This is a genomic window from Glutamicibacter sp. St.4D3 (genome assembly GCF_059728615.1).
The window spans coordinates 73123-94922 of record NZ_AP039380.1; the positions used below are offsets into that span (position 1 = coordinate 73123).

The 21800-nt window shown below is 69.4% G+C and carries 23 protein-coding genes; 16 read left to right on the forward strand and 7 right to left on the reverse strand.

Features of this window, described 5'->3' with window-relative positions; all coding sequences use genetic code 11:
- Positions 1-4 precede the first annotated feature (4 nt).
- Together AC6I21_RS00350 and AC6I21_RS00355 are read right to left on the reverse strand one after the other, a co-directional pair.
- Entirely contained in the window at positions 5-1258 is a 1254-nt protein-coding gene (locus AC6I21_RS00350) for a hypothetical protein (protein WP_497762856.1), read from the reverse strand.
- Positions 1255-3249 (reverse strand): vWA domain-containing protein, encoded by a 1995-nt coding sequence (locus tag AC6I21_RS00355; protein ID WP_497762857.1) that lies wholly within the window; start codon positions 3247-3249, stop codon positions 1255-1257. Before AC6I21_RS00355 ends, AC6I21_RS00350 begins: the two co-directional genes overlap by 4 nt.
- An 86-nt stretch (positions 3250-3335) precedes the next feature.
- On the opposite strand from AC6I21_RS00355, the gene AC6I21_RS00360 reads away from it, so the two are divergent.
- A complete protein-coding gene (locus tag AC6I21_RS00360) occupies positions 3336-3812 on the forward strand; it encodes a DNA-binding protein (protein WP_138173121.1) in 477 nt (158 codons plus the stop codon).
- Here AC6I21_RS00360 and yczE read toward each other — a convergent pair.
- Both yczE and AC6I21_RS00370 read right to left on the reverse strand, forming a co-directional pair.
- Positions 3775-4422, reverse strand: a complete 648-nt coding sequence (gene yczE / locus AC6I21_RS00365) for a membrane protein YczE (protein WP_138173119.1) — start codon at positions 4420-4422, stop codon at positions 3775-3777. The genes AC6I21_RS00360 and yczE overlap by 38 nt on opposite strands.
- A 60-nt stretch (positions 4423-4482) precedes the next feature.
- A complete protein-coding gene (locus tag AC6I21_RS00370; protein ID WP_497762858.1) occupies positions 4483-5097 on the reverse strand; it encodes a pyroglutamyl-peptidase I in 615 nt (204 codons plus the stop codon).
- A gap of 85 nt (positions 5098-5182) precedes the next feature.
- On the opposite strand from AC6I21_RS00370, the gene AC6I21_RS00375 reads away from it, so the two are divergent.
- The gene (locus tag AC6I21_RS00375; RefSeq protein WP_497762859.1) at positions 5183-6418 is read left to right on the forward strand and encodes a DNA recombination protein RmuC; all 1236 of its coding nucleotides are present in this window, start codon (positions 5183-5185) and stop codon (positions 6416-6418) included.
- 86 nt (positions 6419-6504) lie between these two features.
- Positions 6505-6846, forward strand: a complete 342-nt coding sequence (locus AC6I21_RS00380) for a YciI family protein (RefSeq protein WP_054821889.1) — start codon at positions 6505-6507, stop codon at positions 6844-6846.
- A 3-nt stretch (positions 6847-6849) separates the two neighbouring features.
- On the opposite strand, the gene AC6I21_RS00385 is transcribed toward AC6I21_RS00380, so the two are convergent.
- Positions 6850-7317 carry a hypothetical protein gene (locus AC6I21_RS00385; protein ID WP_138173113.1) on the reverse strand — a complete coding sequence of 156 codons (468 nt, stop codon included), beginning with the start codon at positions 7315-7317 and terminating at the stop codon, positions 6850-6852.
- Positions 7318-7411: 94 nt separating this feature from the next.
- Positions 7412-7891 carry an inorganic diphosphatase gene (locus tag AC6I21_RS00390; RefSeq protein ID WP_054822082.1) on the reverse strand — a complete coding sequence of 160 codons (480 nt, stop codon included), beginning with the start codon at positions 7889-7891 and terminating at the stop codon, positions 7412-7414.
- Between the two features lie 98 nt (positions 7892-7989).
- Between AC6I21_RS00390 and AC6I21_RS00395 the strand changes: the two genes are divergently transcribed.
- The 13 genes from AC6I21_RS00395 to panC all read left to right on the forward strand — a co-directional run bounded on the left by AC6I21_RS00395 (position 7990) and on the right by panC (position 20505).
- Positions 7990-9351: a D-alanyl-D-alanine carboxypeptidase/D-alanyl-D-alanine-endopeptidase gene (locus AC6I21_RS00395; protein WP_497762860.1), complete on the forward strand. Its 1362-nt coding sequence runs from the start codon at positions 7990-7992 to the stop codon at positions 9349-9351.
- Positions 9352-9378: 27 nt separating this feature from the next.
- Positions 9379-10302, forward strand: coding sequence for a zinc-dependent metalloprotease (locus AC6I21_RS00400; RefSeq protein WP_138173109.1), 924 nt, complete (start codon positions 9379-9381; stop codon positions 10300-10302).
- A 10-nt stretch (positions 10303-10312) separates the two neighbouring features.
- Positions 10313-11263 (forward strand): tRNA lysidine(34) synthetase TilS, encoded by a 951-nt coding sequence (tilS, locus tag AC6I21_RS00405; protein WP_497762861.1) that lies wholly within the window; start codon positions 10313-10315, stop codon positions 11261-11263.
- Between the two features lie 64 nt (positions 11264-11327).
- Positions 11328-11879, forward strand: coding sequence for a hypoxanthine phosphoribosyltransferase (gene hpt, locus AC6I21_RS00410; protein WP_054821563.1), 552 nt, complete (start codon positions 11328-11330; stop codon positions 11877-11879).
- A gap of 110 nt (positions 11880-11989) precedes the next feature.
- Positions 11990-13918 carry an ATP-dependent zinc metalloprotease FtsH gene (gene ftsH, locus AC6I21_RS00415; protein ID WP_138173107.1) on the forward strand — a complete coding sequence of 643 codons (1929 nt, stop codon included), beginning with the start codon at positions 11990-11992 and terminating at the stop codon, positions 13916-13918.
- 183 nt (positions 13919-14101) lie between these two features.
- Positions 14102-14713 carry a GTP cyclohydrolase I FolE gene (folE, locus tag AC6I21_RS00420; protein WP_054821888.1) on the forward strand — a complete coding sequence of 204 codons (612 nt, stop codon included), beginning with the start codon at positions 14102-14104 and terminating at the stop codon, positions 14711-14713.
- Positions 14714-14717: 4 nt separating this feature from the next.
- Positions 14718-15620, forward strand: a complete 903-nt coding sequence (gene folP / locus AC6I21_RS00425) for a dihydropteroate synthase (RefSeq protein ID WP_497762862.1) — start codon at positions 14718-14720, stop codon at positions 15618-15620.
- Positions 15607-16446: a 2-amino-4-hydroxy-6-hydroxymethyldihydropteridine diphosphokinase gene (folK, locus tag AC6I21_RS00430; protein ID WP_497762863.1), complete on the forward strand. Its 840-nt coding sequence runs from the start codon at positions 15607-15609 to the stop codon at positions 16444-16446. The genes folP and folK overlap by 14 nt, the downstream gene beginning before the upstream one ends.
- Positions 16443-16919, forward strand: coding sequence for a DUF3180 domain-containing protein (locus AC6I21_RS00435; protein ID WP_497762864.1), 477 nt, complete (start codon positions 16443-16445; stop codon positions 16917-16919). The genes folK and AC6I21_RS00435 overlap by 4 nt, the downstream gene beginning before the upstream one ends.
- Positions 16906-17391, forward strand: coding sequence for a PH domain-containing protein (locus tag AC6I21_RS00440; RefSeq protein ID WP_171021076.1), 486 nt, complete (start codon positions 16906-16908; stop codon positions 17389-17391). Before AC6I21_RS00435 ends, AC6I21_RS00440 begins: the two co-directional genes overlap by 14 nt.
- Complete coding sequence (locus tag AC6I21_RS00445) at positions 17388-18749, forward strand: PH domain-containing protein (protein WP_497762865.1); 1362 nt, start codon at positions 17388-17390, stop codon at positions 18747-18749. The genes AC6I21_RS00440 and AC6I21_RS00445 overlap by 4 nt, the downstream gene beginning before the upstream one ends.
- 3 nt (positions 18750-18752) lie before the next feature.
- Positions 18753-19619, forward strand: coding sequence for a Rossmann-like and DUF2520 domain-containing protein (locus tag AC6I21_RS00450; protein WP_497762866.1), 867 nt, complete (start codon positions 18753-18755; stop codon positions 19617-19619).
- Between the two features lie 4 nt (positions 19620-19623).
- Positions 19624-20505, forward strand: a complete 882-nt coding sequence (gene panC / locus AC6I21_RS00455) for a pantoate--beta-alanine ligase (RefSeq protein ID WP_497762867.1) — start codon at positions 19624-19626, stop codon at positions 20503-20505.
- On the opposite strand, the gene AC6I21_RS00460 is transcribed toward panC, so the two are convergent.
- Positions 20502-21464, reverse strand: a complete 963-nt coding sequence (locus AC6I21_RS00460) for an NAD(P)H-dependent flavin oxidoreductase (protein WP_497762868.1) — start codon at positions 21462-21464, stop codon at positions 20502-20504. The two genes, panC and AC6I21_RS00460, sit on opposite strands and share 4 nt — an antisense overlap.
- Between the last annotated feature and the right edge of the window lie 336 nt (positions 21465-21800).

The window sequence follows — 21800 nt, forward strand, 5'->3', positions numbered from 1 at the left end:
CGCGCTAGGCGCGTTTGCGGCGCAGCAGCCACAGCCCGGCAAAGCCGGCCAGCGCCACCGCCGCCCCGCCCAGGAATGCGCCGAGCTGGGCGCCGCTGGGCAGCCAGGAGGAGGAACCGGCATCCCCTGCGGCCAGGGCCTGGCCCTGCTCGCCGATGTCCGGCTCCCAGGCGCCGGTGTTCTTCGCCTCCCCGCTGACCTCAACGGCCAGCGAATAGTTCAGCGGATTCAGTCCGCGCGGGTCATTCGCGGTGCCGGCCACCGCGATGTAGTAGTCGCCGGGCACCCGCAGGCCGAACCTTCCCCCGTAGCCGTCCACCAGGTCGCGGGAGACCTCGCTGAGCGTGCTGCGGGTGACCGAGGCGCCCACATCCTCCCGGGAGAGCTTGTCCCAGCTCGTGCCGGCCACGTCCGGAGCCAGCAGCGGGGAATAGGTGCCGGTGGCCAGCCCGGAGGCGCTGGCGTTCTCGGAGGGCTGCACGCTCAACCGGTAGCTCAGCCGCTGACCCTCCGAAATGTGCACCTTGTAGTACTTGACCTCGTAGGGCAGCACCGAATCGGCGGAGATCGTGCCGGCGGAAAGCTCGGTGGCGGTGGCGAAACCGCTGCCGCCGGACACCGGGCTCGGCTCCCCGCTCAGGCTCACCGAGACCGGGGGCTGCTGTTCGGGCATCACCCCGGACAGCGAGGTCGGATCCACCGCCGGTTCGACGCTGACCCGCAGCTCCACCGGCACCTCGTCCTGCGCCTGCCACTGCCCGGTGCGCTGCAGCTTCAGGTACACCGTGTCATCCTCGTTGGAGAAGCAGGTGGAGTAGGTGTCCTTCGCCGTGGTCTGCAGGTGCAGGACCGGCAGCGGGGTGGAATTGCTGCGGGAGATCGAAGCGTTCGAGTTGCCGGCGCAGGCGCGCCCCTGCGAATCAAGCAGCTCGGCGCGCAAGCGCATCGATTCGCGGCTGGTGGGTTCGCCCATCATGTCCACGATCGGCTGGCCGCTGACCGTCAGGCGCTCGCCGTCCTGGATGTCGGGCAGCTTGTAGTAGCGGGCCTGCTCCTCACCGGTGACCGGCAGGCGGTCCTGGTGGGCGCCCGCCTCCAGCCGGGGCGCCGAATCCATGGAATCCGAGCCGGTGATATCGGCGCCCACCGGCTGGTGCGCCAGGATCTTGCTCTCCGGGCTCTGCTCGGCCACCGCGGCGGTGGCGCCCTGGGCCACCAGGGCCAGGCCCAGCGCCGTGCTCAGTACAAGCTTCCTCATGGCCGTCCCTTCGGCTCGTTGTTCTGGATCTGGGTGGTCGCCGGTTCCACGACCGCCGTGGCGCGGTGGCGCTGCAGGAAGCTGCCGGCAGCCAGCACGGCCGCGGTGATCAGCAGCCCGGCGGTGAACCAGGGCCACAGCGGGCCGCTGGAGGGGCCTGCCTGCCCGGTGGCCTGCGGCTGCTGGCTGGGCTCCGGCTGATCCTGCTGCTGTTCGGCGGGGGCCGGTTCGGCTGAAGCCTGCCCGGCATCCTGGTCGGTGTCCGGTTCGCCGGCCGGTTCGCCCTCGAAGATCGGCGCGGCGCCCGGGAAGGGCTGCTCGGTGCCGGTGACCTCCACGGCCAGCTCGTATTCGAAGGGCACCGCATTGGACTTCTGCTGCCAGGTGTCGGAATACACCACCACGTAGTAGTCCCCGCCCAGGTAGGCGTCCTTGCCGATCGAACCGGAACGGTTGGACTGGTCGACCGCGGTGCGCATGTTCAAGGTCGCCGTGGAGTTCGTCTTGGAGCGGTACAGGGAATTTTCCCCCACCATCTGCACCTGCTCGCGCACCGCCGAGTACACCGCCACGCCCACCTTGTTGGTGCCCGCTTCGGTGTTGTTCCCGCTGGTGGCGCGCAGGTTCAGCTTCTGCCCGTTGGCCACGTGCACCTTGTAGTAGCGTCCCTCGCTGGTCAGCGCGGAGTCGGCATAGATCTTCCCGGACTCGATGGGCAGCGCGTCGTTGAAGCTGGAGCCGCCCAGCACCGGGTCCGCCTGCCCGGTCACGGTGACGGAGCTGGGTTCATCGGCCTGGCGCGCCTCGGCGCCTAGCAGCGTGGCGTCCACGGCCGGTTCCAGCACGTAGAGCAGCTCCACGTCCATGGGGGCGTCCTTTTGCAGTTCCCCGTCGCGGGTCACCTTGGCGAACAGTTCGCCGGTGCCGTCGGCGAAGCAGCCGGTGGAGGCGTCCTGGCGGTACTCGGGGCTGTTGACGTAGCCGCTCATCGGGCGGCCGAGCTCACTGGTGTTGGAGTTGGCGCTCTGCGCGGAGGTGCACTCGCGCCCCTGCCCGTTGACCAGCTGCACCCGCACCCGGCCGGAGGCCACGGTGGCGTGGTCGTAGGTCTGGTCCGGGATCATGGTGGCGGAGAAGTGGGCGCGCTCGCCGGGCTTGAGCGGACCGATCTTGTAGTACTTGGTGGTGCCGTCCTTGCTGACCCAGCTCTCGGTTTCCCCGCGCTCCAGGGTGTCCAGGTACTGGCCGGGAACCATGGTGGGGGCCTCATGCATCTGGGTGGCGCCCTGAATGGGGGCGCCGGCCGGGGTGTAGCCGGCGAAGGCGCGCAGGGTGCGCACCGTCAGCTCCTGCTGCAGCGAGTCGGCGTCCTGGGCGGTGACGTAGCTGCCGCCGGTGGTCTTGGCGATGCATTCCAGTTCGGCCCGGGCCTTGGAGTTCACCTTGAAGCCGATGGTGTGCACGGTCAGGTCGATGCCCTGCCCGGCCAGGTCCTTCGCCGCGTCACAGGCCGGGGGCTCGAAGCAGTTCTCCTCGCCGTCGGAGACCAGGATGATCGACTTGGGGCCCTTGACCTGCTGCAGCTCCTTGGCCGCATGCAGCAGCGAGGCCCCGATCGGGGTTTCGCCCACGGCCTTCAGCCCGTCCAGCTTGCCGGCCAGCTCCTTCTTGTCCACCGGACCCGGTTTCTGCACGGTGGTGATGTCATCGCACTTCTTCGGGGTCTTGGAGCCGTAGACGACCAGGCCCATCGACGCGTCCTGGGGTGCGTTGTTGATCAGGTGCTTGGCGGCCTTCTTCGCGGCGTCGATGCGGGTGGTGCCCTTCCCGTCCGCGTCCTTGGCCAGCATGGAGCTGGAGTAGTCCATGACCACCATGACCGGCTGCAGTTCGGCGGCCGGGGGCTCATCGGCCTGCGCGGCGGCCAGGGGTGCCGCGCAGAGCAGCCCGGTGGCCAGCAGCGCCACGAGGCGGGTCAGATAGCGGGGCATCTCTCGATCCTTCCGTTGCGAGTGTTTGCAAAAGCAAATATAGCTCATGCGTTTGCAAATGCAAACGTCCGTGGGAAACTATTTCCATGGACAACACCATCGAACAGCAACGGGCCATCTATGGCACGTCCCTGGCCGAACGTTTCGGCGCGGTGATGAAGGATTACGGGTTGTCCCAGCGTTCCCTGGCCGCCGTGCTGGGCATCAGCGCGCCGATGCTCTCCCAGCTGATCGGCGCCCGGCGCATCAAGATCGGCAACCCGGCGGTCTACGGACGGCTGCTGATGCTCGAGGCGCGGGTGGGCGAGCCGGACCGGCAGGCGGTGCTGCGCGAGGTGCAGGCCGCCGACGCGGTCACCGCCACCCACTCCGAGACCCCGCGCACCGGCGCCGGGCGCGCCGGGGCCCTGGACTACCTGCGCGGCAGCGACCCGCAGCTGCTGCGCCGGCTGGCGCAGGTCGCCGGGCAGGGCGGGGACCAGGCGCTGGCGCAGTTGTTCACCGAAGCGGCCGACCGGCCCGGAACTACGCCCCCGCCGGCTGCGGCGCGGGCAGGCGAATGATCGTGTAGCGGAAGAAGAACTGGGTGGCCGGGCCAATCAGCAGCGCATAGACCACGGTGCCCAGCCCCACCGGGCCGCCCAGCGCCCAGCCCACCCCCAGCACGCCCAGCTCGATCAGCGTGCGGATCAGCCGGATCGACCAGCCGGTGCGCAGGTGCAGCCCGGTCATCAGCCCGTCGCGGGGTCCGGGCCCGAAGTGGCAGCCGATGTACAGCGCACCGCCCAGCCCGTTGATGAGGATTGCGGCCAGCAGCACGCCCAGCTGCCAGCCCAGCCCCTGCACCGGCGGGATCAGCCACAGGAACAGGTCCAGGCCCACCCCGATCAGCACCACATTGGCCAACGTCCCCAGCCCGGGCCACTGGCGCAGCGGAATCCAGGCCAGCAGGACCAGGGCGCCGACGATGATCACGATCGTGCCCAGCGACAGCGGCAGGTGTTCGGCCAGGCCCAGGTGCAGCACATCCCACGGATCCACCCCCAGCCCGGCGCGGATCATCAGCGCCATCGCCAGCGCAAAGAGCAGCAGGCCGGTGATCAGATTGAACAGGCGCACCGGCAGGCGCCCGGCCCGCAGTTGCTGGACGGGGGTGAGGTTGGTCAGGCTCATGATCCATCCAGCCTAGGACCAGGACGCGAACCGGGGCCAAAAGCCGCGGGACGCGGCCGGTCACAATGTGCCCAGCGCCACTTCCAGCGCCCGGGCCAGCTCGTTTAGATCCCGCGGCCCGGCCGCGTGGTTGTTCCCGGTCCCCGCATCGGTCTCCGCCCCCACCGTGGCCGCCTGCCCGGCCGGGCGCAGCGCCGGAACGTGGATGAACAGGGCCGGCAGCGCCATCCGGTAGGCCAGGTAGGCCACGTGGTTGCACACGAAGCGCCCGGCGTCCTGGGAGACGCGGGCGCCGAACCCTGCCGCGTTCAGGGCCGCGGTGAGCGGTTCGGGGTCCAGGGTGCTGGCCACCCGCGGCGGCCCGGCGGTGATCGGGCGGCTGCGGGGCTGGGCGCCGTCATTGTCCGGGATCCTGGCGTCGTCCTCATTCACGCCCCAGCGTTCGGGGGTGATCCGGCTGCGGCCCCCGGCCTCGCCCAGGCAGATCAGCGCCTGCGGGCGGTGCTCGGCGACCAGGTGCTGCAGGGCCGGGCCGGAACGCGCGAAGGAGACCGGCAGCAGCGCCGTTGCCAGGGTGTGCTGCCCGACCCGGGAGGGCAGCAGGGCCAGCACCTGGCCGCTGGCATTGAAGTGATCGGAACCGAAGGGCTCAAAACCGGTGACCAGAAGACGCATGCCTCCCATTATCGCGCCAACTGTCCGGCACGGGTGCTAGAACTGGGAACACGAAGCGCTTCCCAACCCGAAAAGGACGAATCCCATGACCGTGGCCCTCGTGATCCTGGTGGTCATCAACATCCTGTTGAGCGTGCTGCTCGGCCTGCTGGTGGTGCGGCGCACCGGGGCGGCGGGACAGGACCCGGCCGCCATCACCCAGGCGGTGCGCGCCACCCACGGGGAACTGCGCCAGGACCTGGGCAGCCAGCGCGCCGAGCTGCGCCAGGCGCTGGGTGAGGTCCGCCAGGACAACGAGGTGCGCCTGGAACGGGTGCGCGCCACCCTCGACGAGCGGCTGACAACGCTGACCGAGTCGAACTCCGCGCGCCACCTGCAGCTGCAGAGCCTGCTGCGCGAGGAAATGGACAAGCTGCGCGCCGGCAACGAGGCGAAGCTGGAGAAGATGCGCGAGACGGTGGATGAGAAGCTGCAGGGCACCTTGGAAAAGCGCCTGGGCGAATCCTTCGAACTGGTCAGCAAGCGCCTGGAGATGGTGCAGCAGGGCCTGGGGGAGATGCAGTCCCTGGCCTCCGACGTGGGCGGGCTCAAGCGCGTGCTGACCAACGTGAAAAGCCGCGGCTCCTGGGGCGAGGTGCAGCTCTCCCGGCAGCTGGAGGACATCCTGACCGCCGAGCAGTACGAGCAGAACGTGGTGATCCGCCCAGGCAGCCGCGAAAGCGTGGAGTTCGCCGTCGTGCTGCCCGGCCGGGAACAGGGGGTGGTGTACCTGCCGATCGACTCGAAGCTGCCGCAGGAGGACTATGAGCGGCTGCTTGACGCCCAGGAATCGGGAATCAAGCAGGACATCGAGCAGGCCAGCCGGGCCCTGGACCGGGCGATCATTGAGCAGGCGAAGCTGATCTCCGGGAAGTACATCGCCCCGCCGCACAGCACCGATTTCGCCATCATGTACCTGCCCACCGAGGGATTGTTCGCCGAGGTGGTGCGCCGCCCGGGGCTGGCCAGCCGGCTGCAGACCGAGCACCGCGTGCTGATTACCGGACCCACCACGCTGATGAGCCTGCTGAACTCGCTGCAGATGGGCTTCCGCACCCTGGCCATCGAACAGCGCAGCAGCGAGGTCTGGCAGGTGCTGGCCGCCGCGAAGGAGGAATTCCGCAAGTACGGGGACGTGTGGGACAAGCTGGGCAAGCAGCTGGCCACCGCGCAGAACACCGTGCGGGAAGCCGGCACCCGCACCCGGGCGGTGGAGCGCAAGCTGCGGGATGTGGAAAGCATCGAGGTCACCCAGGGCGACGTGCTGGACTCCATCCTCTAGCCGGGCAGCTGGGCGGCGCCTGCGAAACGCTGCGCCGGTCCCGGTGCTTGGCTAGCATGGCCAAAACCCGAGCGAAGGAGTTGACCATGAGCAAATACCTCATCTCATTTCCCAGCGGAGCGATGGACTTCCCGCCCGAGGACCTGCACGAGGTGGCGCGCGCCTCCCACGAGGTGGTCCGGCAGGCCAAGGAGGCCGGGGTGTGGGTGTTCGGCGGCGGCATTGATGAGAGCATCCCGCCGGTGATGGTGCACGCCGACGGGACCGTGAGCAAGCAAACCTACCCGCAGACCAGCCAGCTGGAAGGCGGGTACTCGGTGCTGGAGCTGCCCAGCTACAAGCAGGCGCTGGAATGGGCGGCGAAGTTCGCCGCCGGCTGCCGCTGCGCCCAGGAGGTGCGGGTCTTTCAGGACGACCCGGAAAGCTGAACCTCAGCCGCGCAGCGCCTGGGCCAGCTGCCGGGCGAGCTGCGGCCGGTCCAGCACGAACTGGTAGCGCCGCCCGCCGGCCGAGAAGCTCACGGCCGTGCGCCCGCCCATGTTCAGGCGGATCAGCCCGCCGGTGCGCAGCACCGGCCAGTTCAGCAGCCCCGGGTTCAGCCCGGAATCCGGCTCGACACGGACCTGGCTGATCTGCTCCCGCGGCAGCCTGCGCCGCCACAACGGGGCGGCCAGGGTGAGGGTGTGGGCATCCAGCCGCGCCGAGATCCGGGCCGCGAACGCCCACCAGATCCCGGCCAGGGCGAAGAACCCGGCCCCCAGCAGCGCCGGCAGGCCCGCCGTGGCGGTGCCCGCCGCCAGGCCGGCCGCCACGAGCAGGAGCAGGACGCCCCCGCCCCGGCGCAGCCAGCGCGGGGGACGCTGCCTACACAACAGCACCGTGGGGTGTGCCGATGTCATCTTGTTCCCTCTCCGGGCCGCGGCGGCCCCGATCCGCCCTCGGGTACGGTGAAGGGCGGCAACCCCGCGGTCACCGCCCCCTGCACCGTTTGGCCTAGCCCTTGAAGCGGGCGATGGAGCGCTCCAGCTCCGCCTCGGCGGCCTCGCGGCCCTCCCAGCCCTCGGCCTTGACCCACTTGCCCGGCTCCAGGTCCTTGTAGCGGGTGAAGAAGTGCTCGATCTCCTTGATCAGCCACTGGTCGATGTCCTCAAGCTCCTTGATGTGCTCAAAGCGCTTGTCGGTCGGAACGCACAGCAGCTTCGCGTCGCCGCCGCCGTCATCGGTCATGTTGAACACGCCGATCGGGCGGGCCTCGACCACCACGCCGGGCAGCAGGTCCACACCGGGGATGAAGACCATGGCATCCAGCGGATCACCGTCCTCGCCCAGGGTGTCATCGAAGTAGCCGTAATGGGTCGGGTACTGCATCGAGGTGAACAGCACGCGGTCCAGGCGCAGGCGGTGGGTTTCGTGGTCGATCTCGTACTTGACGCGCGATCCGGTCGGGATCTCGATAGTGACGTCGTGGCCCATTAAAAGCACGCTCCTAAACTAGTCTTAGGGATATCCGATTCCAAGCGTATATGGCAACGACGCAGAGTTGATAAACCGGGGAAGGGAAAAATTCGCGCATGAAGGCGTCCACCCGACGGCTGGTGACCCTGATCGCCGCAGCAGCGGCGGCCCTGGCGATGATCGTGGCGATGTTCAGCGCCCCGCGCCTGTTCACCGGCGCCCCGCAGGCCTTCCACACCCCCGCCAGCGCCACCCTGGAGCCGGCGTCCGCGGCGCAGGTCACCGACCCGGGTGAGCAGGCCCCGATCCCGGATGCCGGGATCCTGACCGCCAAGCTCGACGCGATCCTGGCCGATGCCCCGGACGGCACCGGCTTCAGCGCCCAGGTGCTGGATTTGCCCACCGGCCAGGTGCTCTACGAGAAGAACGGCGCCGGGCCCGGCACCCCGGCCTCCAGCCTGAAGATCGCCACCGCCATCGCCGCCCTGGACACCCTGGGCGCCGGGCACCGGCTGCAGACCAGCACCCTGCTGGACGGGGACACCCTGGTGCTGCGCGGCGGCGGGGACGTGCTGCTGGGGGACGGGGCCTCGGATCCGGCGGCGACGGTGGGGCACGCCGGGATCAAGACTCTGGCCGAGCAGACGGCCAGGGAACTGAAGCTGCGCGGGGTGCAGCAGGTCAAGCTGTGGCTGGACGATTCGCTGTTCGCCGGCGCCCAGGGCAACGCGGCCTGGGACAAGTCGCTGTACACCTCGAACAACATTGCCGACCTCTACCCGCTGGCGCACTATGCCGGGCGGGCCTCCGCCGTGAAGGGCGCGGCCCATGAGCGGGATGCGGCCCAAGCGGTGCGCCGGGTCTTCGCCCGCGAACTGTCCGCGCACCTGCAGGTCACCGACGGCGGGCGCGGCGCCTATCCGGGCGGCGAGGTGCTGGCCAGCGTCGACTCGGCCCCGCTGGGGGCGCAGATCAAGCACATGCTGCTGGTTTCGGACAACTACCTGACCGAGACCATGGGCCGGCTGGTGGCCGTGGAGCTGGGGCTTGAGCCCGGACAGGCGAACCAGGCGGTGCAGCAGGTCGCCGAACGGCTTGGCGCGCAGGGGATGGAGCTGGCCGACGCCAGCGGCCTGGCCGCCAGCAACAAGGTGCCCCCGGCCGCGCTGACCGGCCTGCTGCACGCCGCCAGCCACAGCCCGGACGCGGGGCTGCGCGAGCTGGCGTACTGGCTGCCGGTGGCGGGGTACAGTGGCACCCTGGCCGATCGGCTGGGCACGGCGGACACCCGCGGGCTGATCCGCGCCAAGACCGGATCGCTGTCCGGGGTGGCCACCCTCACCGGGGTGACGCTGACCAGCGATGGCCGCCCGGTGGCCTTCAGCATCTTCGCCCACCACCCCGGCGGCGGACTGGCCCCGCACAAGCCGACCCTGGATGCGGCGGTGCGGGCGCTGCACGCCTGCGGCTGCCGCTAGCAGACCGTCAACCAAAGGAGAAACACCATGAACCAGTGGATTGACTGGGAGGTGGCCCTGTCCACCGCCAAGGCGCTGACCCCCGCCGGGCCGGCCCTGGACGGGGCGCAGGCCGCGCGGATCGTGGCCGAGCTGCGCCAGGCGGCGGAACTGGGTCTGCGCAAGGCCGAGGCGATCTCGGGGCTGGGATCCACCAAGCCGGCCCAGGTGCTGGTGGTGGACCGTGCCGGATGGGCCAAGGCCGTGAGCCAGAACTTCGCCGCGATGATGCCCGAACTGCCCAGCACCCCGCCCAGCGTGCCGGTGATCGCCGGGGCCGAGCTGGGGGCGGTGCTCTCCATCCTCTCCACCCGGGTGCTGGGCCAGTTTGACCCCTACAGCGGTTCGCGGCTGCTGCTCAACGCCCCCACCATCACCCAGATCCGTGGGGAGATGAACCTGAACGCGGCGGACTTCTACCTGTGGATCGCCACCCACGAGCAGACCCACCGGCTGCAGTTCGAGGTGGCGACCTGGGTGCCGGAGGTGATGCGTGAAACGCTGGCCGCGATCTTCACCGGAACCGGGGGCAAGACCCGCTCCATGGCCGAGATCGGCCAGCGGGTGAAGTCGCTGCGCAGCGAGGTGGGGGAGCTGACCACCATCATGTCGGTGCTTGAGGGCCATGCGATGGCCGTGATGAACGACGTGCACGACATCCCCAGCATCAAGACCATCCGCCAGCGCTTCGCCGCCCGCGGCCAGAACCGCGGGGTGATCGCCACCTGGGTGGGCAAGCTTTTGGGCATGGACGCCAAGGCCCGGCAGTACGAGCGCGGGGAGAAGTTCGTGCGCCACATCGTCGGGCAGATCGGCTATGACGGGTTCAACCGGATCTTCGAATCCCGCCAGGCCTTCCCCACGGCCAGCGAGCTGGACCACCCGCAGCAGTGGCTGGCGAGGATGGCGTGAGGCCGGCGCGATGAGCAGCGCCCTGTCCCAGGCCAGGATCGCCATTCAGCGCCAGGTTGGCGGGCAGTTCGTGCTGCTGGGGGTCTCCGGGGGATCGGACTCGCTGGGGATGGCGGTGGCCGCGGCCGAACTGGTGCGCGCCGGCAAGCTGCGCGCCGGGGCGGTGATCGTGGACCACCAGCTGGCCGCGGGCAGCGACGCGGTGGCCCGGCAGGCGGCCGAAACCTGCCGGAGCCTGGGCCTGGACCCGGTGCTGGTGCGCCAGGTGAGCACCGCCGCGGATGAGGCCAGCGCCCGCCACGCCCGCTACCAGCAGTTCGAGCACGCCCTGGGCGCCACCGGTGCCCAGGCCCTGCTGCTCGCCCACACCCAGGATGACCAGGCCGAACAGGTGCTGCTGGGGCTGCTGCGCGGTTCCGGGACGCGCTCGCTGGCCGGAATCCGCGCGGTGCGCGGCCCCTACCGGCGCCCGCTGCTGGGCCTGCGCCGCGAACAGCTGGAGCAGATCTGCCGGCAGGCGTCGGTGAACTGGTGGCAGGACCCGAGCAACACCGATGTGCGCTACCGGCGCAACCAGATCCGCCACCGGGTGCTGCCGGTGCTGGTCCGGGAGCTGGGCGCCCACCTGCCCCAGGCGCTGGCGGGCACCGCCGAACTGGCCGCCCAGGACGCGGACGCGCTGGATGAGTGGGCGGCGCAGAGCTACCGGCAGCTGGCCGACGGGCACCGCCTGCCGCTGCGCGGGCTGCGTGAACTGCCCCCGGCCGTCTCCTCGCGGGTGCTGCGCCTGGCCGTGCGCGCGGCCGGGGGAACGAACCCGAGCCGGGAACGCACCGCGGCGCTCCAGCAGCTGGCCGGACTGGGCACGGCGCCGAGCCGTTCGGCCGGCCCGGTGCAGCTGGAGGGAGAGATCTACGCCTACCGGCGCGGTCCGGTGATCGTTTTCACCAGACCCGGCTAAACACTGGGGGCCGGAGTGTGGCAATCTAGTGGGGTACCACCCCTCTACATTCAGGAGAACCTTCGTGGATTCGAACGAGATCAAGGCCGATCTGGCCCACGTGCTGTACACCAAGGAAGAGATCCAGGCCCGGATCAACGAACTGGCCGCGCAGATCGACAAGGACTACGAAGGCCGCGACATCCTCGTGGTGGGTGTGCTCAAGGGCGCGGTGATGGTCATGGCCGACCTCTCGCGCGCACTGAAGTCGCACGTGACCATGGACTGGATGGCGGTCTCCTCCTACGGTTCGGGCACCCAGTCCTCCGGGGTGGTACGCATCCTCAAGGACCTGGACACCGACCTGATGGGCAAGCACGTGCTGATCGTGGAGGACATCATCGACTCCGGGCTGACCCTGTCGTGGCTGAAGTCCAACCTGGAATCCCGCGGCCCGGCCAGCGTGGAAATCTGCACCCTGCTGCAGAAGCCGGAGGCGGCCAAGGTGAAGATCGATGTGAAGTACGTGGGCATGGACATCCCCAACGAGTTCGTGGTCGGCTACGGGCTGGACTACGCGGAGAAGTACCGCAACCTGGACTGCATCGGCACCCTGGCGCCCCACATCTACCAGTAGGGAACTTTTCGTGCGCCGCGTGCGTTGATCAGTATCGATAGACATGGCGTAGCCCGGACGTCGGATGAAGTGCGTGAGGGGGATGCGGGGGAACGGGAACCTCCGGATCGATGAAAACCAAGAAACTTTTTAACAGCTGGATCATTTGGGTGCTCGTCGGGGTCACCGCCGTGCTGTTGTTCCTGCCGATGCTTTTCGGGCAGAACAGCGCGCGCGTGGACACCTCGGTGGGCCTGAACCAGCTGCGTTCGGGCAACGCCGCCGAGGCGAAGATCTTCGACGGGGACCAGCGGGTGGACCTGCTGCTGAAGGACCCGCTGAACGTGGACGGGGTCGACAAGGGCAAGAACGTCTCCTTCTACTATTCGGTGGCCCGCAGCGAGCAGGTCATCGACGCCATGAACGGCGCGAAGCTGAACAAGTTCACCGACCAGCCGGTGCAGAACAACTGGTTCGTCTCCATGCTGGGCGTGATCATCCCCTTCCTGCTGATCGCCGGCCTGTTCTGGTTCATCCTGGCCCGCTCCCAGGGCGGGGGCTCGAAGGTCATGCAGTTCGGCAAGTCCAAGGCGAAGCTGATCACCAAGGACATGCCGCAGGTGACGTTCAAGGACGTGGCCGGGGCCGATGAGGCCGTGGAGGAGCTGCACGAGATCAAGGAGTTCCTGCGCGAGCCGGGCAAGTTCCAGGCCGTGGGCGCGAAGATCCCCAAGGGCGTGCTGCTCTACGGTCCGCCGGGCACCGGCAAGACCCTGCTGGCCAAGGCCGTCGCCGGTGAGGCGCAGGTCCCGTTCTACTCGATCTCCGGTTCGGACTTCGTGGAAATGTTCGTCGGCGTGGGCGCCTCGCGCGTGCGCGACCTGTTTGAGCAGGCGAAGAACAACTCCCCGGCGATCATCTTCGTCGATGAGATCGACGCGGTGGGCCGCCACCGCGGCGCCGGCATCGGCGGGGGCAACGACGAACGCGAGCAGACCCTGAACCAGCTGCTGGTGGAGATGGACGGCTTCGACGCCACCACCAACGTCATCCTGATCGCCGCGACCAACCGTCCCGACGTGCTGGATCCGGCGCTGCTGCGCCCGGGCCGCTTTGACCGGCAGATCCCGGTCGAGGCCCCGGACTTGAAGGGCCGCGAGCAGATCCTGAAGGTGCACGTGAAGGGCAAGCCCGTGGACGAGTCCGTGGACCTGACCGCGGTGGCCAAGAAGACCCCCGGGTACACCGGCGCGGACTTGGCCAACGTGCTGAACGAGGCGGCGCTGCTGACCGCGCGCTCCAACGCGAACCTGATCGATGACCGCGCCCTGGATGAGGCGATCGACCGGGTGATGGCCGGCCCGCAGAAGCGCACCCGGCTGATGGACGAGCACGAACGCAAGGTCACCGCCTACCATGAGGGCGGGCACGCGCTGGTGGCCGCGGCCATGAACCAGACCGCCCCGGTCACCAAGATCACCATCCTGCCGCGTGGCCGCGCCCTGGGCTACACCATGGTGGTGCCCGAGTCGGACAAGTACTCGGTGACCCGCAACGAACTGCTGGACCAGATGGCCTACGCCATGGGCGGGCGCGTGGCCGAGGAAATCGTCTTCCACGACCCGTCCACCGGGGCCAGCAACGACATCGAGAAGGCCACCGCCACCGCGCGCAAGATGGTCACCGAATACGGGATGAGCGAGAAGGTCGGCGCGGTGCGCCTGTCCTCCTCCTCCGGGGATGCGATGTACGGCCAGGCCGGCAGCCGCGAATACTCCGATGAGATGGCCTCGCTGGTCGACGACGAGGTGCGCAAGCTCATCGAGGCGGCGCACGACGACGCGTACTGGGCGCTGACCCACAACCGTCCGGTGCTCGACCGGCTGGCGCTGGCGCTGCTGGAGCACGAGACGCTGAACCAGAAGGAGATCGAGGAGATCTTCTCCGACCTGGTCAAGATCGACAAGCGCGAGGTGTGGCTGTCCAACGCGCAGCGCCCCGTGCACGAGGCCGGGCCGATTCTCAGCCCCAAGGAGCGGGCCGCGCAGGCCAGCGACTAGGCAGGCACCCCGCGGGCGGCCGGAGGCAAAACGCCCCGGCCGCCCGCGGCGTATCGCCCACCGCCCACGGGTGCCGGCGGTGCCCGTGTTACCTTTCGATGCGCGGGCCGGCACCCCAAACCGGATAGGATCTAGAACGTGAGTAGTTCCAAGACCATAGACAGTTCGAAGAGCCAGGACAGCGTGCCCGGTCCCGAGGGAGCCCAGTCCTCCAACGGCGTGCCGGCCAAAGAAGTGGACCAGCCGCGCATCGCGGCGGCGGTGCGCGAGATCCTGCTGGCCATCGGCGAGGACCCGGACCGTGACGGGCTGGTGGACACCCCCAAGCGGGTCGCCAAGGCGTACGCCGAATTCTTTGCCGGGCTCAGCCAGGACCCGGCCGAACACCTGGACACCACCTTTGACATCGAGCACGATGAACTGGTGCTGGTCAAGGACATCCCGTTCTACTCCACCTGCGAGCACCACCTGGTCCCGTTCCACGGTTCGGCGCACATCGGCTACATTCCGGGCAAGGCCGGAAAGGTCACCGGGCTGAGCAAGCTGGCCCGGCTGGTGGAGGTCTTCGCCCGCCGCCCCCAGGTCCAGGAGCGGCTGACCACCCAGATCGTCGACGCCCTGGTTGAGCACCTGCACCCGCAGGGCGCGATCGTGGTCGTGGAATGCGAGCACATGTGCATGTCCATGCGCGGGGTGCAGAAGCCCGGCGCGAAGACCGTCACCAGTGCGGTGCGCGGCCAGCTGCGCGAAACCGCGACCCGCGCCGAAGCCATGAGCCTGATCTTAGGAAAGTAGTGATATGTCTCTAGGAGCGATTCCGGGCACCGGCCCGGCCACCAGCCCGCTGACCGTGATCCGCAAGATCAAGCGCAAGACCTTCGCCGATCTGCCCACCGACCGCACCCTGGTCATGGGGATCCTGAACATCACCGAGGACTCCTTCTCCGACGGCGGGAAGTACCTGGACTCCGGGGCCGCCATCGACCAGGGCCTGAAGCTGCTGTACTCCGGCGCGGACATCATTGACGTGGGCGGGGAGTCCACCCGCCCCGGCGCCGCTGAGGTGGATCCGCAGCTGGAACGCGAACGCATCATCCCGGTCATCCAGGCCCTGGTCAAGGGCGGGGCCGTGGTGTCGGTGGACACCATGCACGTGGACACCGCCCGTGCCGCCATCGACGCCGGCGCGCACCTGATCAACGACGTTTCCGGGCTCACCTACGAGCCGGGCATGCCCGAACTGATCGCCGAAACCGGGGTCCCCTACGTGCTGATGCACCGCCGCGGCACCGCGCAGAGCATGGTCACCGAGGCGAACTACCAGGACGTGGTCACCGAGGTGGTGGGCGAACTGCGCCAGCTGCGCGACGAGTTTGTGGCCAAGGGCGTGCGGACCGAACAGATCATCCTGGACCCGGGGCTGGGCTTCGCCAAGGACGCCGAACACAACTGGGCGCTGCTGGCCGCACTGGGCGAGCTGGAGGCGCTGGGGCACAGGGTGCTGATTGGCACCAGCCGCAAACGCTTCCTGGGTGAACTGCTGCGCGAGGGCGGCGAGCCGCGCGACGTGCAGAACCGCGATGCCGCCACCGCCGCAACCACCACGCTGGCCGCCGCCAACGGGGTCTGGGCGGTGCGCGTGCACGACGTGCAGTCCAGCCGCGACGCCATCGAAGTAGTGAAGGCGCATGGATCGCATTAGCGTCACCGGCATCACCGCCACCGGCCACCACGGGGTCTTCGAGCACGAGAAGCGCGAAGGCCAGCCGTTTACGGTGGACGTGGTGCTGCACACCGACACCACCCGCGCGGCGCTGAGCGACAACGTGACCGATACCGTGCACTACGGGGAGGTCAGCGAGCTGGTCGTCGGCCAGATCCAGGCCGGGCCCTGGGACCTGATCGAGAAGCTGGCCGAACAGATCGCCCAGGCGATCCTCACCGGCTACCCCAGCGTGGCGCGGGTTGATGTCACCGTGCACAAGCCCCAGGCCCCGATCCCGGTGCCCTTTGATGATGTCACCGTGGCGATCAGCCGCGTGCAGAGGGAGCACCGCGCGGTGCTGGCACTGGGCTCGAACCTGGGCGAGAGCCGGCAGACGCTTCAGGCGGCCGTGCGCGAACTGCAGGACCACCCGCAGGTGCGGGTCGAAGCCGTGTCCCCGCTGGCGCTGACCAAGCCGGTGGGCGGGCCCGGGGGCCAGCCGGACTACCTGAACCAGGTCATCTCCGTGCGCACCACCCTGGACCCGCACCAGCTGCTGGATCTGTGCCAGCAGGTGGAGCGGGAGCACCACCGCACCCGCACCGTGCGCTGGGAGGCGCGGACCCTGGACGTGGATGTGATCACCTATGACCAGCTGGTGCTGCAGGACGAGCGGCTGACCCTGCCGCACCCGCGCGCGCACCTGCGTGGCTTCGTGCTGGCGCCGTGGAGCTGGATGGACCCCGACGCGGTGCTCGGCGGCCAGCTGGTCTCCCGCCTGGCCGCGCAGGCCGAAGACACCCCCGGCATCATCCGGCTATGAGCACACTGCGTTTCCTGCCCCTGGCCCTGTGCGCCGTCGCTGGCGCGGTGATCGGCTACGTGCTGATGCTGGTGATGAGCGGGCGCGGGATGATGGCCCCGGTGCTGGACTATTCGGCGCTGTTTTCCATGGCCGCGGTCTCGGTGATCACCCTGATCCTGGGGATCCGGGTGAAGCTGTTCACCGCCGGGCGCACCCGGCACCGGGTGGAGCCGATCGCCGCGGCCCGCATCCTGGTGCTCGCCCAGGCCGGGGCGTACGCCGGGGCGGTGATCGCCGGGTGGCACCTGAGCCTGATGGCGGCGCTGCTGGGCGCCAGCGGCCCGAGTCCCACCGCCACCCGGGCGATCGTGCTGGCCGGGGCCGGGGTGCTGATGGTGGTCATCGGGTTCATCGTCCAGCACCTGTGCAAGCTGCCCCCGGAGGACAACGATGAGGATGCCGATGGAGCCCAAGGATATGCCACCGACTGACTTCACCGCGGTGGACCCCGCCTACTTCAAGGTCCGGCTGCTGACCTGGCTGGCGAACACCGCCCTGTACCTGATCATTGCGCTGGTGCCGCTGGGGCTGGCGCTGTTCGGGGTGCAGGTGCCCCGGTGGCTGGTGGTGCTCCCGCCGCTGCTCGTGCTGGGGATCGCGCTGTGGGCGCTGGCGCTGATCCGGCGCCGGGTGCGCGCCCTGGGCTACAGTGAACGCGCCGAGGACCTGGTGGTGCGTTCCGGGGTGCTGTTCCGCAAACGCGTGGTGATCCCCTACGGGCGGCTGCAGTACGTGGAGATGAGCTCCGGGCCGCTGGAGCGGCGCTACGGGCTGTGCCGGCTGACGGTGAACACCGCCGCCGGGGCCGCGACCGCGGTGATCCCCGGGATCCCGGCCCGGGAGGGCCAGCAGCTGCGCGAACGGCTGGTGGCGGCCGGTGAAGAGAAGATGATCGGGCTATGAGCGGGCCGTGGCAGCGGGTGCACCCGGCCAGTCCGTTCGTGCACGGCTGGCTGGCGATCGTCGGGCTGATCTACGTCTACTACACGAACACCGACGAACTGTCCTGGTCCGAACGCTTCGAGGGCCCCCGGCTGGGCTGGACCGCGGCGATCGGTTCCGCGGCGCTGCTGGTGATCCTGGTTTTCTACGCCCTGTCCTGGTATTTCACCCGCTACCGGCTGAGTGAAACGCACGTGTACGTGAACTCCGGGATGCTCTTTCGCAGCCAGAAGCAGGCGCGCATCGAACGGGTGCAGGCCATCGACATCGCCCAGCCGCTGGTGGCCCGGCTGCTGGGCCTGGCCGAACTGCGCTTTGACGTGGCCGACGGCTCCGATTCGGTGATGCGCCTTGCGTTCTTGAAGAAGGCCGACGCGCACCGGCTGCGCGGGGTCATCCTGGACCGCGCCCACGCCGCCCGCCACGGCTCCGCCCCGCCGGCGCCCGGCCCGCAGCCCGGCACGGCCGATCACCCGGCCCCGGCGGCGGACACCGGGCAGCTGATCGTCTCCCGGGTCCCGGCCGGGCGGCTGCTTGGCTCCCTGCTGCTGCGCATCCCCACCATCGTGGGCCTGCTCTTCGCCCTGTTCTTCGCCGTGATGGTGCTGCTGGGCAACGCCGGTGCGTTGGCCGGGGTGATTCCGGCGCTGCTGGGCTTTGGCGGCTGGCTGTACAAGGAGCTGAACAACTCCTGGAACTTCACCGCCTCCAACACCGACACCGGGCTGCGGATCAGCCGCGGGCTGGCCGACACCCGCCAGCAGTCGATCCCCGCCGGGCGGGTGCAGGCGGTCAAGATCAGCGCCCCGGCCCTGTGGCGGCCGCTGGGCTGGTACCGGATCGAGGTCAACGCGCTGGGCCTGGGGGAGGGCGCGGAGAGCGAAACCCTGGTGATGCCGGTGGGCGACTTCGACTCGGTGTGCCAGGTGATGTGGATCCTGCTGCCGGACCTGGGCGTGAACGAACAGCGCGCCGTGCTGCACACGGCGCTGTCCACCGGCGCGCACCACGGCTTCACCACCTCCCCGGCCAGCGCCCGGCTGATCTCCCCCGGGGCGTGGCGGCACCAGGGGTACCTGCACACCGACACGGTGCTGATCACCCGCTACGGCTGGCTGGCCCGGGTGGCCAGCTTCATCCCGCACCGGCGGATCCAGGGGGTCACCTGGCACCAGGGGCCGCTGGAGCGGCGCCGCGGGCTGGCCGGGGTGCGGGTGCACTCGGCCGGGGGCAGCATCATGGGTTATGCCCACCAGATAGACAGCCGCCAGGCGCTCGAACTGTTCGAGGCCCAGGCGCACCGAGCGGCCGAAAGGTAGACAGTGCACGCTCCACGACTAGGAATTGGAATCATCTCCGCCGGCCGGGTCGGCAGCGTGCTCGGCGCGGCGCTGGCCGCGGCCGGGCACCACATCACCGGGGTGCACGCCGTGTCCGAGGCCTCCCGGGAACGGGCCGGCGCCCTGCTGCCCGACGCCCAGGTGCTGCCCCCGGATGAGATCCTGCGGCGCAGCGAACTGGTGCTGTTCGCGGTGCCCGACGACGTACTGGGGGAACTGGTGGCCGGGCTGGCCGCCGCCGGGCACTTCGTGGCCGGGCAGCTGGTGGCCCACACCGCCGGACGCTACGGCACGCGCATCCTGGAACCGGTGTGTGCCGCCGGCGCGTTCCCGCTGGCCATCCACCCGGCCATGACGTTCACCGGGATGAGCCTGGACCTGGAGCGGCTGACCGACTGCGCGTTCGCGGTCACCGCCGACGAGCCGATGTTGCCGGTCGCCCAGGCGCTGGTGGTGGAGATGCGCGGTGAGCCGGTCACCATCGCCGAGGCCGACCGCACCAGCTACCATGCGGCCCTGGCCCACGGGGCCAACCACCTGAACACCATCACCGCCCAGTCCATGGACCTGCTGCGGCGCATCGGGGTGCAGGAGCCGGGCAACACGCTGCGTGCCCTGATGAGCGCCAGCCTGGACAATGCGCTGCGTTCCGGGGCCGGTCTGCTCACCGGCCCGGTGGCGCGCGGGGATGTGGGCACCGTGCAGGCCCACGTTGAATCCCTGGCCGATGATCCGCAGGAAACCGCGGACAGCTACCGCACCCTGTCCCGCGCGACCGCCATCCGCGCCCGCGCCCAGGGCCTGATCTCCGAGGCGACGCTGCGCGAACTGCTGGGCATCCTAGAATAGTGCTGTGAAAAGCCCCGCCGCGAAAAGCCCCCAGGTCCTGACCACCCGCGCCGAACTGCGCGCCGCCATCCGCGCCGCCGCCCCCGCCTCACTGGGTTTCGTGCCGACGATGGGCGCCCTGCACTCGGGACACGAACAGCTGTTCCGGCAGGCGCGGGAGGAAAACCAGCTGGTGGTGATCTCCATCTTCGTCAACGAACTGCAGTTCAACGACCAGCAGGACTACCAGCGCTACCCGCGCGACCTGCAGGCCGATGTGCAGGTGGCCGCCCGGGCCGGGGTGGACCTGGTCTTCGCGCCCGCACCACAGGAGGTCTACCATGCCGGGACCCCGCTGATCCGGCTGGACAGCGGCGCCTTGGGACGCATGTATGAGGGGGCCTCACGCCCCGGGCACTTCGACGGCATGCTGGCGGTGGTCGCCAAGCTGCTGCACTACGCCGATCCCGGGCAGGGGCACTACCGTGCCTACTTCGGGCAGAAGGACGCCCAGCAGCTGGTGCTGGTGCGCCGCATGGTCGCCGACCTGGACTACCCGGTGCAGATCCGCGCGGTGCCGATCGTTCGCACCGCCCAAGGGCTGGCCCTGTCCAGCCGCAACGCGCTGCTCAGCCAGCGGCAGGCCACCGCCGCCCTGGTCATCCATCGGGCCATCGAACTGATCGCCGGGCGGGCCGCCCGCCACGAACCGCTGTATCTGGAGGACGCGGTCGGGCTGTTCCAGATGGAACCGGAAGTTGAGCTGGACTACTTTGTGGTGGTGGACCCGGACACCCTGCAGGAGCTGGCCTTCAACTGCCAGGACACCCCGTTCACCGGGCAGGGGCTGATCCTGGTGGCCGCCACCGTCGGCGGGGTGCGGCTGATCGACAACCAGCCGATCTAGGCAAAGCGCCGTGCCGCGTCCGCCAGCAGCTCGCGGAACCCGCACAACTCCTCCATGATCTGCGCCGCGGGCTGCACCCGGATGCTGAACGCTGCCGCCTGGCCGGCGTAGACCGGGGCGATCTGCGGATCCGCGTCCGCCCGGGCCTGCTTCATCCGCTCCCGCAGGGCGGCATCGGCGCGCTCTTCCAGCCCGGACAGATCCCCGGCCCAGCGCCGGCAGAACTCATTGGCCAGCGCCCGCCCACCGAACTCGGGCGCCCACGGCAGCTGCTGGGCGATGTCAAACGCCCGGGTGTAGACGGTGTCATCCAGGCCCGCGGCATTAACCGCATCCTTGAAGCGGGCATGGCCGCTGGCTTCGGCCGCGGTGATGAAGCGCGTGCCAACCCACACCGCCTGCGCGCCACCGGCCAATGCGGCCGCCACGCCGCGCGCGGTGCCGATCCCGCCCGCGGCCACCACCGGTTTGTCGGTTGCATTAACCGCCAGCTGCAACAGTGCCAAGGTCCCGGCCTCGTTCCGCCCGTGGCCGCCACCCTCGCCACCGCGGCAAATGATGATGTCAATATCGGCGTCCTGGGCCCGCTGCAGGTCCTGCGCGTTGCCGATCTGCATGGCGGTGAGCACCCCGGACTCGCGGGCCAGCGCGGCTGGACGGCCCACCTCGCCGAAGCTGATGCACACCAGGGAAGGGCGCTCATTCAGGAAGGCCTGCAGCGGACCCATGTCCTGCTCCAGGGCCCAGCCCATGAATCCCGCTCCCCATGGTGTGGGCAGTTCCCGGACATGGGAGAGCTGTTCCTCGATCCACTGCGGGCTCGGTGCCGCCGGAACACCGATCATGCCCACACCTCCGGCCGTGGACACCGCTGCGGCCAACTGACCGCCGGCCGCTCCGGCCATTGAGGCGTTGAAAATCGGGTGACGGTAGCCAAGACGTTTCTGCAGATCGCTCATGACTCCCACACTAGGGCAGAGCACCGGCCGGTCCGAAGAGTGGGGCAGGCAGATACGCCAACGAAGACGATGAAACAGCCCGGGCGATCATCATCCGGGTTTCCGCGCCCAGCCCGGACACCAGGCACCGTGAAACGCCCCCATGACGGCCCCGCGGGAGTATGACGCAGAACACCGCTTTTCGATTTGCGTGGGTGGTGGAACCTGCGTATAGTTTTTATCTGTTGCCAGCGGGAAACACACACCGGAAACGGGATGTTTACCTGGCAGCGAGAATCCCTTCCTTTGCAGGTCACCGGATGTTCGGGTCGTTTTGACTCGGGTCGGGGATGTGGT

What these genes read in the sequence shown, in the direction of transcription:
- AC6I21_RS00350 (WP_497762856.1), bottom strand. Translation starts at nt 1,258, where the DNA reads ATGAGGAAGCTTGTACTGAGCACGGCGCTGGGCCTGGCCCTGGTGGCC.
- AC6I21_RS00355 (WP_497762857.1), bottom strand. Translation starts at nt 3,249, where the DNA reads ATGCCCCGCTATCTGACCCGCCTCGTGGCGCTGCTGGCCACCGGGCTG.
- AC6I21_RS00360 (WP_138173121.1), top strand. Translation starts at nt 3,336, where the DNA reads ATGGACAACACCATCGAACAGCAACGGGCCATCTATGGCACGTCCCTG.
- yczE (WP_138173119.1), bottom strand. Translation starts at nt 4,422, where the DNA reads ATGAGCCTGACCAACCTCACCCCCGTCCAGCAACTGCGGGCCGGGCGC.
- AC6I21_RS00370 (WP_497762858.1), bottom strand. Translation starts at nt 5,097, where the DNA reads ATGCGTCTTCTGGTCACCGGTTTTGAGCCCTTCGGTTCCGATCACTTC.
- AC6I21_RS00375 (WP_497762859.1), top strand. Translation starts at nt 5,183, where the DNA reads ATGACCGTGGCCCTCGTGATCCTGGTGGTCATCAACATCCTGTTGAGC.
- AC6I21_RS00380 (WP_054821889.1), top strand. Translation starts at nt 6,505, where the DNA reads ATGAGCAAATACCTCATCTCATTTCCCAGCGGAGCGATGGACTTCCCG.
- AC6I21_RS00385 (WP_138173113.1), bottom strand. Translation starts at nt 7,317, where the DNA reads ATGACATCGGCACACCCCACGGTGCTGTTGTGTAGGCAGCGTCCCCCG.
- AC6I21_RS00390 (WP_054822082.1), bottom strand. Translation starts at nt 7,891, where the DNA reads ATGGGCCACGACGTCACTATCGAGATCCCGACCGGATCGCGCGTCAAG.
- AC6I21_RS00395 (WP_497762860.1), top strand. Translation starts at nt 7,990, where the DNA reads ATGAAGGCGTCCACCCGACGGCTGGTGACCCTGATCGCCGCAGCAGCG.
- AC6I21_RS00400 (WP_138173109.1), top strand. Translation starts at nt 9,379, where the DNA reads ATGAACCAGTGGATTGACTGGGAGGTGGCCCTGTCCACCGCCAAGGCG.
- tilS (WP_497762861.1), top strand. Translation starts at nt 10,313, where the DNA reads ATGAGCAGCGCCCTGTCCCAGGCCAGGATCGCCATTCAGCGCCAGGTT.
- ftsH (WP_138173107.1), top strand. Translation starts at nt 11,990, where the DNA reads ATGAAAACCAAGAAACTTTTTAACAGCTGGATCATTTGGGTGCTCGTC.
- folP (WP_497762862.1), top strand. Translation starts at nt 14,718, where the DNA reads ATGTCTCTAGGAGCGATTCCGGGCACCGGCCCGGCCACCAGCCCGCTG.
- folK (WP_497762863.1), top strand. Translation starts at nt 15,607, where the DNA reads ATGGATCGCATTAGCGTCACCGGCATCACCGCCACCGGCCACCACGGG.
- AC6I21_RS00435 (WP_497762864.1), top strand. Translation starts at nt 16,443, where the DNA reads ATGAGCACACTGCGTTTCCTGCCCCTGGCCCTGTGCGCCGTCGCTGGC.
- AC6I21_RS00440 (WP_171021076.1), top strand. Translation starts at nt 16,906, where the DNA reads ATGCCACCGACTGACTTCACCGCGGTGGACCCCGCCTACTTCAAGGTC.
- AC6I21_RS00445 (WP_497762865.1), top strand. Translation starts at nt 17,388, where the DNA reads ATGAGCGGGCCGTGGCAGCGGGTGCACCCGGCCAGTCCGTTCGTGCAC.
- AC6I21_RS00460 (WP_497762868.1), bottom strand. Translation starts at nt 21,464, where the DNA reads ATGAGCGATCTGCAGAAACGTCTTGGCTACCGTCACCCGATTTTCAAC.